14 protein-coding genes are annotated in these 15,674 nt (G+C 50.1%); 6 read left to right on the top strand and 8 right to left on the bottom strand.

From position 1 onward, the window contains the following. Nucleotides 1-130: 130 nt before the first annotated feature. Both BZG83_RS05250 and BZG83_RS05255 read right to left on the bottom strand, forming a co-directional pair. Nucleotides 131-643, bottom strand: coding sequence for a GNAT family N-acetyltransferase (locus BZG83_RS05250; protein WP_158011502.1), 513 nt, complete (start codon nt 641-643; stop codon nt 131-133). A gap of 11 nt (nt 644-654) precedes the next feature. After that, nucleotides 655-1,056, bottom strand: coding sequence for a GFA family protein (locus tag BZG83_RS05255; RefSeq protein WP_077479644.1), 402 nt, complete (start codon nt 1,054-1,056; stop codon nt 655-657). Between the two features lie 345 nt (nt 1,057-1,401). Here BZG83_RS05255 and BZG83_RS05260 point away from each other — a divergent pair, with 345 nt between their 5' ends. The 4 genes from BZG83_RS05260 to BZG83_RS05275 all read left to right on the top strand — a co-directional run bounded on the left by BZG83_RS05260 (nt 1,402) and on the right by BZG83_RS05275 (nt 3,769). Then, nucleotides 1,402-2,079, top strand: coding sequence for a hypothetical protein (locus tag BZG83_RS05260; protein ID WP_077479645.1), 678 nt, complete (start codon nt 1,402-1,404; stop codon nt 2,077-2,079). A gap of 172 nt (nt 2,080-2,251) precedes the next feature. Beyond that, on the top strand, nt 2,252-2,587 hold the full coding sequence (locus BZG83_RS05265; RefSeq protein ID WP_077479646.1) for a hypothetical protein: 336 nt from the start codon (nt 2,252-2,254) through the stop codon (nt 2,585-2,587). Nucleotides 2,588-2,688: 101 nt separating this feature from the next. Beyond that, nucleotides 2,689-3,156, top strand: coding sequence for a CreA family protein (locus BZG83_RS05270; RefSeq protein ID WP_077479647.1), 468 nt, complete (start codon nt 2,689-2,691; stop codon nt 3,154-3,156). A 46-nt stretch (nt 3,157-3,202) separates the two neighbouring features. Next, nucleotides 3,203-3,769: a DUF1415 domain-containing protein gene (locus BZG83_RS05275; protein ID WP_241825801.1), complete on the top strand. Its 567-nt coding sequence runs from the start codon at nt 3,203-3,205 to the stop codon at nt 3,767-3,769. Here BZG83_RS05275 and BZG83_RS05280 read toward each other — a convergent pair. Beyond that, nucleotides 3,721-4,422: a fumarylacetoacetate hydrolase family protein gene (locus tag BZG83_RS05280; protein WP_077479649.1), complete on the bottom strand. Its 702-nt coding sequence runs from the start codon at nt 4,420-4,422 to the stop codon at nt 3,721-3,723. The two genes, BZG83_RS05275 and BZG83_RS05280, sit on opposite strands and share 49 nt — an antisense overlap. 157 nt (nt 4,423-4,579) lie before the next feature. On the opposite strand from BZG83_RS05280, the gene BZG83_RS05285 reads away from it, so the two are divergent. Further along, on the top strand, nt 4,580-5,272 hold the full coding sequence (locus BZG83_RS05285; protein WP_077479650.1) for an HAD-IA family hydrolase: 693 nt from the start codon (nt 4,580-4,582) through the stop codon (nt 5,270-5,272). On the opposite strand, the gene BZG83_RS05290 is transcribed toward BZG83_RS05285, so the two are convergent. Beyond that, complete coding sequence (locus BZG83_RS05290) at nt 5,264-5,947, bottom strand: GntR family transcriptional regulator (protein WP_077479651.1); 684 nt, start codon at nt 5,945-5,947, stop codon at nt 5,264-5,266. The two genes, BZG83_RS05285 and BZG83_RS05290, sit on opposite strands and share 9 nt — an antisense overlap. A gap of 241 nt (nt 5,948-6,188) precedes the next feature. Between BZG83_RS05290 and BZG83_RS05295 the strand changes: the two genes are divergently transcribed. Then, nucleotides 6,189-9,029, top strand: coding sequence for a ligand-binding sensor domain-containing protein (locus BZG83_RS05295; RefSeq protein ID WP_077479664.1), 2,841 nt, complete (start codon nt 6,189-6,191; stop codon nt 9,027-9,029). A gap of 73 nt (nt 9,030-9,102) precedes the next feature. On the opposite strand, the gene putP is transcribed toward BZG83_RS05295, so the two are convergent. From putP to BZG83_RS05315, 4 genes are all read right to left on the bottom strand, one after another. Further along, the gene (gene putP / locus BZG83_RS05300; RefSeq protein WP_077479652.1) at nt 9,103-10,599 is read right to left on the bottom strand and encodes a sodium/proline symporter PutP; all 1,497 of its coding nucleotides are present in this window, start codon (nt 10,597-10,599) and stop codon (nt 9,103-9,105) included. A gap of 47 nt (nt 10,600-10,646) precedes the next feature. After that, nucleotides 10,647-11,357, bottom strand: coding sequence for an aldehyde dehydrogenase family protein (locus BZG83_RS05305; protein ID WP_077479653.1), 711 nt, complete (start codon nt 11,355-11,357; stop codon nt 10,647-10,649). A 27-nt stretch (nt 11,358-11,384) separates the two neighbouring features. Next, entirely contained in the window at nt 11,385-14,498 is a 3,114-nt protein-coding gene (putA, locus tag BZG83_RS05310; RefSeq protein ID WP_077479654.1) for a bifunctional proline dehydrogenase/L-glutamate gamma-semialdehyde dehydrogenase PutA, read from the bottom strand. A gap of 232 nt (nt 14,499-14,730) precedes the next feature. After that, nucleotides 14,731-15,504: a helix-turn-helix transcriptional regulator gene (locus tag BZG83_RS05315; RefSeq protein ID WP_069586778.1), complete on the bottom strand. Its 774-nt coding sequence runs from the start codon at nt 15,502-15,504 to the stop codon at nt 14,731-14,733. Between the last annotated feature and the right edge of the window lie 170 nt (nt 15,505-15,674).

Below are 15,674 nucleotides of genomic sequence, written 5' to 3' on the forward strand. Positions count from 1 at the left end.
GCAAAACTAGCCCCTCCCAATGCGTGTTATCAGCTTGTTACTGGTAAGATGAGTTCGATGTGCGAATGTATCCAGTTGTAGTCATATTGTGATATTTACCGTCATATCATCCGCACGGTCGAATCTAACGCTACCTCAGCGCTTTTTGGTAACAAATACCATCCATACTTTGTCCCGCGACACGGGCGATATTCGATACCGTGCCACACTCAACAAAACCATTGCGCATTAGTACGGTTTGAGAAGCAATATTGGTGGTCGCAGCCAGCGCATGCAGTGTATTTAGCCCATACTCACGTGCAACATCTAACGCATATTTTACGCCGCGAGAGGCCACGCCTTTACCCGTTTGCTCCTCAGCAATGCGATAGCCTAACGACCCTGTCCCTGATACCGCATCAATTTGGCTAATATTAACGCGACCAATAATGGCTTGGCTCGCATCAGTAATCAGCATGGGAATGTATTCGTTTTGCGCGTGAAGCATAAGCAGTGACTCAATATGCTCAGCAACGCCATCGAGGCTATAAAAAGCGTCTCCGCGACTATCAACGAAGGTTTCAAAATAGGTTCGATTAACCTGCTCAAACGCGAGCAACGCCTCTCGATCGTGGGTCGTCAGTGGACGCACTAACAGTTGCATAGTCTCTCCCATCAGTCAGGTCCATGTTCAAATTGTTTCAACGCTTCATTGGGCGAGTGCCAAGGCGCTTTGGACGCAGTATGAATGTGAAAATCCGGTGCATGGCGCGGTGGCGTATCGAGGATGCCAAGCCGAATATTGAGCAGCCCTTTCTTCACTTTATGTGAAAACAAACTCGCCCCACAGTGCGCGCAAAAGGCAAGTTCGGTTTCGTCACTTTTGGGGTAATAGCGGATATCTGACGCGCCCGACACAATCATCACTTTACTCTTTTCAATGCCACCCACGGATGAGTAATCAGCGCCAGTAAATTTGCGGCACTCAGAGCAATGGCAATTCCCCATATAAAGAAATTCATCTGGGAATGAGAGGTGTATTTTTCCGCACAGGCAACTCGCTTTGAGCGTTTTCATCAGCTTTATCCTTGTCCAACGAATTTAACGCCAGTGTATAAAAACACTAGAAACAAAGCGATCGTTATTCCTGATAATGCTGATGTAAAACAATTATTTAATGTCCTCCTTACTCTTTGCTCGCGAGTGAGCCTTGGCAACATAACACTGTTTACACTGTAAATAGTGTCCATTACCTGTCTCAACCCTGAACAAAAGGTGACTTTGTTCACATAATTATTGCGATTTTATGAATCCCTCCGTAATATCCGTCGCGACGGACAGATTAGTGAGACTAACGTCACAGTTGTGCCGCTAGCGTTTMCCATCGGACGGACTATTTGTATTCGAGCATCTGAGGTTGATATGAAATTGGCACAGGTTTCCTCCCCCGTTCGGACCGTGTTTCATGGTGCCGGGCAATTCCTAGCTATTGCGCTTTATTTTGCGGCTATCGCTGGCATTATTCATTACAGCGTCGCCGCCCATAACGTTGCCTCTGAGGCGTCATTGATTGAGCTTTCCCAGCTTATTTTATTGGCCGCGTCCGTATTTACTTTTCGACGTGTCGCGTATGTGAATCGCGCGTACAGCTCGGCTGCGTCGCTAATGAGTGCCTTTTTCTTAGTCCTAATGATCCGTGAGCTTGATGCAACATTAGATGTGGTTTTCCACGGTTTTTGGAAAATCCCGGCGCTCACCGTCACGGCACTCGCTCTCTGGCCAGCAGCCAAAAACTGGCGTGAAACGGCTGAAAGTCTGGCAAGGATCGTCACATCTAAATTCGCTCCCGTACTGATGGTCGCCTTAGCGCTGTTACTCGTTTACTCGCGTTTGTTTGGCATGGGCGTGCTTTGGGAGCAAGCGATGGGCGCCAATTACGTGCGTGATGTGAAAAGCATTGCAGAAGAAAGCACTGAGCTGATGGCGTATGCCATGATTTGGCTCGCGGCACTCGGCTATTGGTTTGAAGCACGTCGCGCCCAAACGATCGGCGAGACGCAACTCTCTCACTCTGTATCTGAGAACGACCTTTCGCTGTAACCGCAATAAACCTAAGCGGAATAAGCAACACAAAATGTAAGCGGCCAACGGGTCGCTTTTTTTATGTTTGCTTAAACACCAAACTGATGAGCTAGCTAGACGACCATGTCGGCGATAGTCGACACCGCCGCTTAATGCTATTATTAGTGTGAATAGGTTAAGGAACTCATATATGACTAAGTCGTTTTTCGCCTTGTTGGCGTTGTTATCATTTTGTGTGTATGCTCAACCCGAGTCCGACACCCCAGCTAACACGGGCCAAGTGGTGACCGAAAAAAACGAGTCTATATGTAAAACCACCTTTAGTCGCGAGATGTTCAATCAGCAGATGACATTTAGCGATCAGGACAACGACAAAAAAGTGCGCCGTATTGCGGAGCGAAAAATTGCGGCGGCACGAGAGGCGTTTGCGGAAACCGGTAGCTACTGTGACGCGGCTGATGTGCTGCTCACCTTTGAGCCCAAATCGCTGTCCAGTAAAGATGGTGACGCACAGTTTCGAGAGTAAGTCATCATTTCCCACCTTATTCATTTGGCGTAAAAACACACAGAAATCAGACTGTGTTAGACTGCTTGCCAACATTTATTCGGGCAAAACATAAGACAGTTATGAAAAAAGCACTTTGTCTCATTGCATTAAGCGTGATGCTATCCGGCTGTGATAACAGTGAGGTAGGCGATGTGAGTTTAGGCATGTTCACCATGAAAGACATCAAACTCAATCACTTGGTTGATCCTATCGTCACAGGCGTTACCTGCCATGTCGCCTCGGTAGAAGCCGACCTCAGCTTTGCCGATCCCAGCGACAGTGCAATCTCTTGTCGACAAACCGGTGAGATTACGCCCGAGATGATCGCACAAATTGATAAAAGCGACTCCGGTGAAGTAGTGTTCCGTAAATCAAAAAGTATCTTCTTTAAGTCTATGAAGATCCGTCGTATTTACGATGCCAAAAACCAAACTTTGATGTACCTGTCCTATTCCACCAAAGAAACCTCAGGCAGCTTTAAGCATAGCTTGTCGACCGTCCCGCTATGGGGTACCAAGGCGTATCAGCTAACGCCGCAAAAAGGCTAACAATTCACCGAATAAGCGGCTACCATAGCGGGCCAATAGACTAAAGATGCTCGCGATGAAAACGGTAGAATCTCGTATCGAGGCGTGGTTAGATGAAGTGGTTATCGGGTTAAACCTGTGTCCCTTTGCAGCCAAACCACGCCGAAATCAACAAATCAAAATAGATATCTGCACCGCGTGTGACGATGCTGATATTCTCGAAGCCGTATACCAAGCACTCACCGACTTGGCGCAGACGGATCTGGCGATCACAGACACGACCGTTCTCGTCGTCCCGAACGCACTCCATGATTTTGAACATTATCTCGATGTGCTATCGATGGCCGAGAACCTTATCGATCATTTTGGTTGGCGAGGGACTTTCCAACTCGCCAGCTTTCATCCGCAATATTGCTTTGCTGGCTGTGAACCTGATGATGCAGAGAACCTCACCAATCGTGCGCCTTATCCCTGCTTTCATTTGATTCGTGAAGACAGTATGTCGCGAGCACTTGCACATTACGGTCAGGATCCCGAGGCGATTCCGACACGCAATATCGCCTGTGTCTCTGCACTCACTGCCTCTCAGCGAGCCGCGTTGTTTCCGTGGTTATCCACTGACGAAGACGCATAAACGACGCGCGTTTCACCCAAATTGCACTTCCCTAGACGTAAGGTTAACTTGTCCCCATTAGCAAGGGGACCGACCCCTTCCGGGGTGCCGGTAAACACCACATCCCCAGGACGTAGCGGAAAGGTGTCACTCATATGAGCAATAAGCGACACGACCGATGTCAGCATGTGTGCCGTATGGCCTTGCTGTCGGAGTTCGCCATTGATCGCCAGTGAAAAGAAAACATCGTCCCAATTCTTTGGGGTTGCCATAAAGGGTGTTAACAGAGCGCTACCCGCAAACGCCTTCGCCCTCTCCCACGGCAGCCCCTGTGCTTTTAGGTAACTTTGTTGGTCACGTCGCGTTAAATCCAGTCCCAACGCCATGGCCCCCAGACCAGATTGTACCTCCGACGGTGTTGCCTCATACAACGGCTGGGTGATCAGAACTGCCAGCTCGGTTTCAAAATGCACCGGCGCAAACTTCTCTGCCAACGTCAGAGCGTGACCGAGCGGTTGGATCGCGCTTGGCGGCTTGATAAAAATCACCGGTTGTTCTGGAAGCGGGTTATTGAGTTCCGCCGCATGCGCCGCGTAATTTCGCCCGACACAATAAACCTGTCCGACTGGGAGTGCAATCACATTCCCGTTTATCCATTGGTGTTGATAATCCATACCCTTGTGATGCCATGTCGTTTAAAAGTCGATCCCTGACCAATTTTGATAACGAATTAATACAGATTGCAAGACACAGTTAGCATTTCAAAGGTCGCTGACTTGTTGATTTTCAACTCAGCGCTAACGATAAAGCGAGGCACACAAGGGAGCCACTATGGAGCACTTTAGTTTAGATGAACCAATTGCCTGCGTTATCTTTGACTGCGATGGCACCTTGGTTGATTCAGAGAAACTTTCTCACCAAGCCTTAGTTGCTACATTTGCGTCTTTCGGCGTGGCAATTGACTTGCAAGAATCATTGGATCATTTTGAGGGTGGCAAACTCACCGACGTGTTGCGCCAAACCTGTGAGCGCTATGCCGTGCAACTTCCTATCGACCAATTAGAACCAAGATTCCGTACCTTATGCCACCAGCTGTTTGAACAATCTTTACAACCCACTGCAGGTATTGAAGAAGTGCTAAAAACACTGGCTTCCCAAGGCATTGAGATGTGTGTTGCCTCCAATGGGCCGACCGAAAAGATGGCGCACGCGCTAACCCTGACCGGCTTAATGCCTTATTTTGAAAACCGACTCTTTAGCGCCTTTGATACCAACAGCTGGAAACCTGCGCCAGACTTGCTTCATTATGCTGCCATGAATATGGCATGCCCATCCCAACAGTGCATCTTTATTGATGATACCAATCGGGGCATTCAAGCGGGTATTAATGCCAACATGCGCACCATACATTTTAATGCCAACCCAAACGCGCTCACCACGACCCACCCATTGGTGCACCGCGAATACTCAGCTGAGGGGCTAAAGCAATTGTTTTCAAAGGCGTATGTAGCGATCTCACCTTGAATGGCTACTTAGCGCAATTGCATGTTGGCGCCACCATTCTTCGTCGACGCGAATGGCCTGTAATTGACCTGCTCGCTCAATCAACCAATGCCGCTCCAATTTCAATGCGGGTGTACCAACCGCCACATTGAGTGCCGCCATCGGCGCCCCTTCTAAGGCTTCCCAACGGCTGGTCCAGTGACATTGATGAATGGTTACATTGGCAGACAATTTCTCGCTCATCGTCTGCTGCTGATATTGTGGGTAGTAATCAGGTTGTAAGTAAGTGCGAACATACCCCACAGGTACGCCCACCGATGAGACAATGCCTTCTGCTTGATAAATCGCACTAAAGGGTGGCAAGTGCATCTGTTGGCTCATTTCTGCACTGGCTAGCGTCGTTGTTTCTTTTTGAATCGCAAACTGTCCGCCTTGTGCGGCGAAATCAGTCGTCCAGTCCATCAGGTCACTGGGGTTATACCGCCAAGGGTTCGGCGCAATAAACCAACCTCGGCGATCAAGCCGATAGATACGCCCTTCTGCTTCTAAAACCGCGAGTGCTTCACGCAAAGTGACACGCGTCGTGTGGAAAGCTTCCGCTAACTGCCGCTCTGAAGGCAGCTTTTGCCCGGGGTCGAGTTGACCACTGTTGATTTGCTCTAAGAGTTGCTGGCGGATCGCCATAAACTGCATCATTGAATTAATACGCCTAGCCAAGGTTTGCGTTTCTAATGTGATCTTTCTCAACTTGCCTATTAAAACCTGACCTCAAGGTGCCAGAACTAGACATAGGTTAAGATAGAATCGCCAGTCTACTTGGAATTGCAAACAAGAACAAAAGATGTGCCAACGGATTAAGCAGGCTTTATCAAGGATTAGACCATGCCACACGCTCACACTTTTAGTGTGTAGTTGGCTATTACTTTCTCTCGGCTTTATGACCCAAAGTCATGCCGATGATAACCAGCTATCCGATTATTTTATCGAAACGTGGACCTCTGCAAGTGGCCTGCCTCACAATAGCATTAACGCGATTGAACAAACCACAGATGGTTACCTGTGGTTCGCAACGTGGGAAGGCATTGCCCGTTACAACGGGCTGGAGTTTGTTCTTTTCGATCGCGGCCCCAAAACCCAGATGCAAGATTCCGGCACACGCGCGTTGGCGGTTGGCCCTAAAAATGAACTCTACGCGGGTGGCGCGCGCGGCAGTGTCGTGATGCGACAAGGGTTTTCATGGCACGCTTTACCGACCGCACCTAGTTTGGTGAACGATATTCTACGTGACGCTGACGGCGGTCTCTGGCTCGCTATCGAAGGCATGGGGGTTGTCCATTACACGGCTGAACAGCTGCAAATGCCCACTCCCCAGCCTACTCAATTTATCGAGACAATCAGTAGTTATCGTCTCGCGTTAGCGCCCAACAAGCATATCTATGCCGCCACAGAGAAAGGGGTTTATCTCTTATCGGCACAGCAGGGTGCCACACCCATCTCTCATCATAACCTGTTCGAAAAAGTGTTCTACGTTTCCACCGCTAACGATGGTGCTCTCCTCGTCGGCTCTGAGCATGGCGCTTGGCGATATCAACAACAGCGGTGGACACCACTCGATGGCGCCTTGCTTAACCAAGCCGTCACTCTGGTAGAGCAAGACAGTCAGGGGGCTTATTGGTTTGGTACGCTGAGCCGTGGCGTCGCCCACCTGAGCGATGGCGAACTCGATTTTCTCGACTATCATCGAGGGCTGCCTAACAACCGTATTTTATCTTGGTTTGAAGACAGCGAAGGCAGTATTTGGATTGGCACCAACGGCGGGGTCATGCGTTTACGCTATGCCCCCTTTGTCACCCTGACCGCAGACCAAGGGTTAGCAGGAAATTACGTTCGTACCGTCTTAGCAGGCCAAGACCATCACGTTTGGGTAGGCGCGAGTGAGGGGCTTAGCCAGATAGATACACAGCGTGGTAGTGCTCGAATACTAACGGATAATGTGTCGGTGCTCAGTCTTGCCCACCGCCGTCAARGTGGACTCTGGGTGGGAACCTATCAGCATGGACTCCGGATTTGGCAAAACGGCACGCTGCATACGCCGCGCGGCATCAATGGTCACTTGCCAGATGATGAAGTCCGAGCGATTTTAGAGATGCCTGATAACACCTTATGGGTTGGCACACCTCGCGGATTAGCGAAACTCAACCAAGGGAATCTAGCCCAGCTTTATGATAACCAAAATAGCGATATGCCCGGCAGTTATGTCATGGCATTGGCGAGCGACCAACAAGGTAAAGTCTGGGTAGGAACCGGACGCGGGGTCAGCTATATTGAAGCGGGTCGATTACACACACTTGATCTCTCACAACAAGAGCAAGCTCAGTATGTCTTCGGCTTTTATATTGAGCCGGGATTTGTTTGGATGGCAACCGACCGGGGCGTGATTCGTTACTCGCAAACCGATGGAAGCCTTGCGCTTGTTGGTCGCCCGCAGGGACTACCGATCGATAAATTTTTCCAAATCATCAAAGATGATAGCGATAATTTTTGGTTGTCGAGTAACCGTGGTATTTGGCGCATTAACTATCAACAAGCGCATCAAGTGGCCGACGGTACGCGCCAACGCATCGACTTTGAGCATTATGATCAAAGCGATGGCATGGCAAATAACCAAGCCAATGGCGGCTCGTCACCCGCAGCGACGATAACACCAGACGGCTCCTTACTGTTTGCAACCGCCAAAGGCGTGGCCAGTGTAAGTCCGGAGCGGATTGCGCGCTTGCTCAGTCGCCCACTGCCTATCGTGATGCAACAAGTCCAATTTGATGGCAAGGATATTAACCCCGAAGCCAATGACATCGCGCCAGCGGGTACCAATCGCGTTCTCTTTTCTTACGCTGCGCTCGGCTATTCGATGCCAGAACAAATCCAATACCGCACCCAGTTGGAGGGGTTTGAGCTTGATTGGGCCTACCGGCACGAGAGTCATGATGCGGAATACACTAACCTGTCGCCGGGGGTTTATACCTTTAAAGTGAGTGCTCGCTACCCTTATGGGGAATGGAGTGACGATGTATTGCGCTACCAGTTCACTTTAGAGCCTTCGCTGTGGCAACGTTCGGACATACGCGCACTTGGCTTTTTCCTTTTTGTCAGTGCGGCGTACGGCATCTTTTTATGGCGTATTCAACGCTTACAACAAAAGCAATTGCAGCTGAAAGCCCTGGTCAAAGAGAAAACGCAGGCGCTGCAAGCGCAAGCCGATGACTTTGAACGGTTATCCAAAGAAGACCCTCTCACCGGGCTCGCAAATCGTCGTGCGTTTGATGAATATTGGCACCGTGCCTTTGACCAAGCACGTGAATCGGGCGAGCCATTGCAGGTCGCGATTCTGGATATTGACCACTTCAAACGGATTAATGATCATTACTCCCACTTAGTGGGCGATCTCATTATTCAACGTGTTGGTGCGTTTTTAAATCAAGAACAAAAACACTTACGCCATGTGGCACGCTGGGGAGGCGAGGAGTTTACTCTGCTGTTTGCTGGCARCGTTGCCGACGGATTCAGCTATTTTGACCACCTGCGCCGCCAAATCGCAGCGCTAGACCTGTCTGATATTGATACCACGCTCTCGATTACGGTCAGCATTGGCATGGCGGGTAATCAGCAAGCCAGTGACTATGTCGATGGCCTTAAACGTGCCGATCAGGCGCTGTACAAAGCGAAACGCGATGGCCGCAATTGTGTCCGCCAAAGCAAAAGTGAAGCAATTGCTTGGTAGAGCGATGAGATCTAAAAAGGGAGCGTTTGACGCTCCCTTTTTCATGGTTCATTGCAGTCTCATGCCATCACGATTAAGGCATGGTATCTAAGCTTTTCTCGTATCCTTCAAATTGCTTAGAGACTGACTCGCTTGGACCACCGGTCAGTTTGCTGACGATGATCGCACCCAGACCGGCCAAGAAGAAGCCAGGGACGATTTCATACAAATCATAAATGCCACCCGACATCTGMTTCCAAACGACCACGGTGATCCCACCAATCAAGATGGCAGCGAGTGCACCATTACGGTTCATTCCACGCCAGAAAAGGCTCAGGAGCAAGGCCGGACCGAAGGCGGCACCAAAGCCTGCCCACGCATAAGAGACCAAGCCGAGTACCGAACTGTCTGGATCCATCGCAAGCCCCAGCGCAATCGCAGAAAGCAAGATCACAGCACCACGACCGACCATCACCACTTCTTGTGTGGACGCGTCAGGACGGAATACTTGCTTATAGAAATCCTCTGCCAATGCCGATGAAGAAACCAGTAGCTGTGAATCGGCGGTACTCATAATCGCGGCCAAAATAGCAGCTAACAGAATACCTGCAATGACGGGATGGAAAGCAGCATTCACCAACAGCATGAAAATTTTCTCGCCGTCTTTCAAATCACCGGTCATGTCATTTTGTACGTACAAAATCCCAACCAAACCGATCAACACCGCACCAAACATCGACAACGCAGACCAACCCACCGCAATACGACGCGCTGTGGTGATGTCTTTGTTTGAACGCGTCGCTTGGAAACGGGCCAAGATATGAGGCTGACCAAAGTAACCCAAGCCCCAAGCAGCTAATGAGATGATGCTAATCCACGTCAGCGGCTCACCGTTAACATCGCGCCAGAGTGTCATCAGCTCAGGATTGATCGCGGCCACATCATTGCCCAGTTTGAAGACACTGCCATCCATAATAACAAAGGGCACAATCAGTAGGGCTACCGCCATTAATAGCCCTTGAACCAAGTCGGTCCAAGAGACGGCTAAGAAACCACCAAACAAGGTATAGGACACAACACAAATCGTGCCGATCACAACCGCGGTGGTGTAATCAAAACCAAAGACGGTAGTAAAGAGTTTACCACCCGCCACCAAGCCTGAACTGGTGTAGAAAAGGAAGAAAAGCAAAATAAAGAAGGCCGAGATCGTTTGCAGAAGCTTTGACTTGTCTTCAAAGCGACGCGAGAAGAACTCAGGCAATGTCAATGCATTGTCGACTTCAATACTGTACGTACGCAGGCGCTTGGCACAAATCAGCCAGTTGAGGTAGGTCCCTAACAGCAAACCGCCTGCTAACCAAAGTGATTCCATTCCAGCCGCATAGGCATAGCCAGGAAGGCCAAGCAGCAACCAACCACTCATATCTGACGCACCGGCCGACAGTGCCGCAGGCCAAGGACCTAATGAGCGGCCACCGAGAAAATAATCCTCGGAGTCGGAGGTACGTTTATACGCATATATACCAATGACAAGCATCAGTATGAGATATGCAAGAAACGTGGCACTGATGGCATAGCTATTGTCTATCATATCTGTCCCTCAATTACGTGGCCCCTTCCGGGGCCATCTCTGGAAAGTTAATGTTCACCACTGCCGAGTTCCAGAAGCGTGGCATTACCACCTACAGCAGTGATATTAATTGTGCGGGTGCGCTCGGTCACAAAACGCAGCACATAGTCAGGCGCGCCGATAACCGGATACAGCTGGGTATCGGACTCTGCGACCAGTGCTGCAATCACACCCTGTCGTTGTGCAAGCTGACGATTGACATCACGTACGTGTGTAAGCGTGCCTGTCGTCGCTAAACCCACAATATTGGGATGCGCCAAGAGCGGCGCGTTGGTATCAAGGTCAACACGAATGGCAACCCTGTCCGGACACCCTGCTTTAACCAAATCGGCCAACACGGCATCCGCCATATCGGTGTGAGTGCCCTCTACACTCACCACCACACAATTACCTGCCACCAACGCAGCCGCTAACTGCCCACACAGTGCGACATGCGTCAACGACGCATCACCTGTGATAGCAAACGTCCCGCGACCAACGGTATACAGCTCGTTGGTTTCCCCGGTTGGGCCAGGTAACTCGTGTACTTTATCGAGCAAACGCTCGGCATTATCACACTGAAATCGAATCATTTTTGCTGCGTCTGCAAAGGCTTCACCTCGTGCTGACACTGTGTCAGACCAACGCTGCAATAGCGCGATACGGCCTGCGACACCTTGATCGTTCCAGTCTTCCCATACCGCTTCACATTGCTCAATGATGCTATTTAATTGGTTCATTTTTCTCTCCTGATCCTTTCAACCGACTTATTGGGCATTCACCGTCGCTTGAGTAAAGCGATACAAGTAATGCGGGCCACCCGCTTTCGGACCAGTGCCCGATAAACCACGACCGCCGAATGGCTGAACGCCAACCACAGCACCAACTTGGTCACGGTTGACGTAACAGTTACCAACGCGTGCACGATGTTCAATGTGCGCACAGGTGGTTTCATTACGGCTATGTACGCCCATCGTCAGGCCAAAGCCAGTACGGTTAATGTCATCAATCACCTTGTCCAACTCTTCAGCGCGATAGCGCACAATGTGAAGGATGGGACCAAAGTGCTCTTCACTGAGCTGATCGATGCTCCGGATCTCAAAGGCCGTTGGCGGCACAAAGGTTCCTTGGTCACACTCAGGAGAGAGCGCAACTTGCGTGACTAACTTGCCACTGCGTTTCATTTGTTCGATATGCGCGAACAACTTGTCCTTCGCGGTCTGATCTATGACTGGACCAACATCCGTCGACAGCAATTCTGGGCGGCCAACAGACAGTTCAGCCATTGCGCCTTTGATCAAGGTAATTACACGATCGGCGATATCTTCTTGGATATAAAGCACGCGAAGCGCTGAACAACGCTGGCCTGCCGACGCAAATGCTGAGCGCAATACGTCACGTACCACTTGCTCGGGTAAGGCGGTGCTGTCGACGATCATGGCATTTTGACCGCCGGTTTCTGCCACCACAGGCACAGGGTCGGCATCTCGCTCTGCCAAGGTACGCGTAATACGCTGCGCCGTTGGCGTCGAGCCCGTAAAGGCCACACCCGCAATACGCGTATCTTGCGTCAAGGGAGCGCCAACCACAGGCCCACTACCCGGCAAGAGTTGAATAACGCCCGCAGGGATCCCCGTTTCAAGCAACAACTCGATAGCGCGGTAAGCAATGATCGAAGTTTGCTCTGCAGGCTTAGCAACCACTGTATTCCCAGCAACCAGAGCGGCACTCACTTGCCCCAAGAAAATCGCCAATGGGAAGTTCCATGGGCTGATACAGGTGAAGACACCGCGTCCGTGATAGCTCACCGATTGTTGGGTACCATCAAAGCCTTGGTAGCTAAACGGAGCCGCCTGAAGCTCCATCGCTTGCTGCGGGTAGTAACGCAAGAAGTCAACAGCCTCGCGCACTTCATCAATACTATCGTGAATAGTCTTCCCTGCTTCTCGGTGACATATAGCCACCAACTCGCCCAAATTCGCTTCCAGTTTATCAGCAAGGTCAAGTAAGTACTTACCACGCTCGCTCACATCGGTTTTTTGCCATTCAGGGAAAGCTCTCGCCGCATTATCCAGCGCTTGGTTAACCTGATCAGCCGTGGCCCAATCCACACGCCCGACCACTTCGTTGCGATCATAAGGAGCATGCACAGGGTGGCTATCACCTGATGGTCGTTCGCCATTCACAATCGGGCCGGCTTGCCATTGGTAATCTCCCATAAAGGGCGCGACACTATCGGTGAATGGTTGCCATTCAGACGCAATGTCCGTTGCAACGCCTTGTGAGTTTTGACGGGTCGGTCCGAAAATCTCACTCGGCAGCGGAATGCGATCATTGTGCAACGTCGCATGCCCTCGCAAGATATCGACAGGGCTGGCAATCAGATCCTCAATAGGGCAACGTGCATCAACGAGACGGTGAACGAAAGAGCTGTTGGCGCCGTTTTCTAACAGACGGCGGACAAGATAGGGCAGCAAGTCTTTGTGGCTACCCACTGGTGCATAAATGCGCACATCACTATTAAATAGGCCTTTGGCATGGTTATACAAGGCGTCACCCATGCCATGTAAGCGTTGGAATTCAAAATCCTGATGGGTCGCCATTGCCGCAATCGCCGCGATAGTATGCGCATTATGACTGGCAAACTGAGGATAGATGAGGCCACGCACGTGATCGCTCAGCAAGAAACGTGCACACGCTAAATAGGACACATCGGTGGCTTCTTTACGGGTAAATACCGGATAGCCATGATGACCGGTTTGCTGACACAGTTTGATTTCACTGTCCCAATACGCACCTTTCACCAATCGCATTGGGATCAAATCACCTTGTTCTTTCGCCAGCGCCGCCAGCCAAGTGATGACAGGTAACGCACGCTTAGAATAAGCTTGCACGACGAGACCAAACTTGCCCCACCCTTTGACGGCATCGTCACGATAGAGTTTTTCAAACAAAGCCAGAGACAGCTCGAGACGATCGGCTTCTTCGGCATCGATGGTGATGGCGACATCTTTTTCTCGTGCACGTTTAAGCAAAACCAATACCGTCTCAAACATTTCTGTCATCACACGATCTTGATTCGCGACTTCATAACGTGGATGCAGCGCAGAGAGCTTGATGGAGACTGACGGCGACGGTCCTGAGTAGCTCGATTTTGCCGCGCCAACCGCATCAATGGCCTGTAAATAATCATTGAGATACTTGCGCGCATCATCGGCCGTTAGGGCCGCTTCTCCCAACATGTCAAAGGAATAGGTAAAGCCTTGGCTGCGCGGCGTCTCACCGTTTTTTAACGCCTCGTCGATATCTCGGCCCAGCACAAATTGGTGACCCATGATTTTCATCGCTTGATGCATCGCTTGACGAATCACAGGCTCAGAGAGCTTATTCACTAAACGATTGATCACAGATGCAGGTTTTCCTTCGGTGCTCTCATCCAAAGTCACCACTTTTCCCGTTAGCATCAGCCCCCACGTTGAGGCATTCACGAATAGCGAGTCAGAATGACGCAAGTGTGCTTTCCAATCGGCAACGCTGAGTTTGTCACGGATGAGTGCATCGGCGGTATGCGCGTCAGGAATGCGCATCAGTGCTTCTGCTAAACACATCAGCAAAATACCCTCGCGCGTGTCTAGGCTGTATTCCAGCAACAACGCATCAATCATTTGCACGGCTTTCTTATCCGCACGAACTTGTTCAATGAGCTTGGTCGCCTGGCGGCGTGTTTGTTCACGCTCTGTCTCTGACGGCTCAGCAAGAGGGATCAATTGGGTTAGCCATTCACTTTCATCAACACAGTAAAGTGGCGATATTTCAGACCAAATCTGCGCTAGCGGACGCTCGATAAACGATGGCTGCATAGCATCGATGGCTTTAAACATAGTGGTATCCTCACTCACGTCCTTCCCAACTTGGGCAGGAAAATGTTACGTCATTGTTACTTGGCGATCGATTCTATGCGGGGTCTATCGTCAGGGTCTTACAAAAAGCTCCGGCATTATTGCAAAATCCTCCGGTAATTAACAAACAAAGCTGTCGATCGCCATGCTTCCATAACAAATAGGACGCATGACGACGATAAAAATAGGCACGAGATCGCGTTGTGAACAAACGCTAAGGAGTCAACTTAAACTTTGCGGGTGAAACACCAAAATAGCGTGAAAACGCATTAGTAAACCCACTTTGACTGGAGAAGCCACAACTGTCAGCGATTTGCGCCATCGTCAAATCACTTTCTTTAATCAGTTGCTTCGCCAACGCGAACCGCTTTTCCAACACATATTGATGGGGAGTCATCCCAACTTGTTCTTTAAACAGCTGATGGAATTGGCTTTCTGCAAGAAAAACACTACCAGCTAGCTGGGCGACGGTAATCTTACGACTCATATGTTGGTGAATATAGCGGTCAATGATATCCATGTTGAGCCGATGACCATCTCGACGTGGCGAAATATGGTCACGAAAATGGCGGTGCAACACACACATCAGAGTATCGGCACACGCCCGACTGAGCAGTAAATCGGTTGGATTAGCAATCATTTCTGCCGTTAACGCTTTAATCAAGGTCTGAGCCTGAGTGTCGAGCTGAAAATACGCATCACGTTCAAAAAGACGAGCGATATTGTCATGCATCGACGCATGCCCAACCCATTCTTGATACGGTAAGTTAATCACCAATATTTCATTGCGTCCCACACCGGTAAAGGCGTGCTCTTCAGATTCTGTTACCAAGCACCCCTGTCCCGGGCCAACGAGGCTTCCTCGCCCACCGACATCAAATTCCGTTTGTCCTTGCAGCCCTATCACCACTTGTTTGTAATCATGGCTATGGTGCAATTGCTGGCTGGGTAACGCTATCACTTCAGACACTTTCGGCGTCTTTGCCATTGACCGTCACTATCACCGTTAACCTATGTCGCATTATTTTGTCACGATTATCAGTAGCACGCGATCATCATCTTTCGGAACTATGATCAAGAACCTCTATTTTTACGGCCGATGTCATTTGGACTAAAAAAATGCGGAAGATCCCTCATTTTTGATTAATAGATCAGCGT

Source organism: Salinivibrio sp. PR919, assembly GCF_001995355.1.
GTDB lineage: Bacteria > Pseudomonadota > Gammaproteobacteria > Enterobacterales > Vibrionaceae > Salinivibrio > Salinivibrio proteolyticus.